General features: G+C 35.0%; 1 protein-coding gene. It reads right to left on the reverse strand.

Translation table 11 applies throughout. The features are described 5' to 3' along the window. Positions 1–380: class I tRNA ligase family protein (locus HZY83_RS00050; protein ID WP_179942086.1), on the reverse strand; the 380-nt coding region annotated here is incomplete at both ends.

The raw sequence follows: 380 nt of genomic DNA on the forward strand, positions 1-380 counted from the left end.
CAAGGTGTTGTAGTCCAGATAATAAACTTAGCATCTGAATCAACGACTCCTTTATCGTCTTTAACGTTAAATGCTACATAAATAGAGGCAGAACGTTTATCATGATATTCAATTTCCGCTTCAGCTAATGAAGATTCACTTGAAGGTGACCAATAAACTGGTTTCTTACCTTTATAAATTAAACCTTTGTCTGCCATTTCACCAAATAAACGAATTTGTGCTGCTTCATATTCAGGGGTAAGTGTAATATAAGGATTATCAAAGTCACCGCGAACACCTAGACGTTTGAAATCCTTCTTCTGAATATCTACTTGCTTAAGTGCAAATTCTTTACACTTTTCTCTAAATTCAGCAATTGACATTTTTTTACGGTCTACGCC

The sequence above is a fragment of the Gemella sp. GH3 genome, from assembly GCF_013415425.1.
GTDB lineage: Bacteria > Bacillota > Bacilli > Staphylococcales > Gemellaceae > Gemelliphila.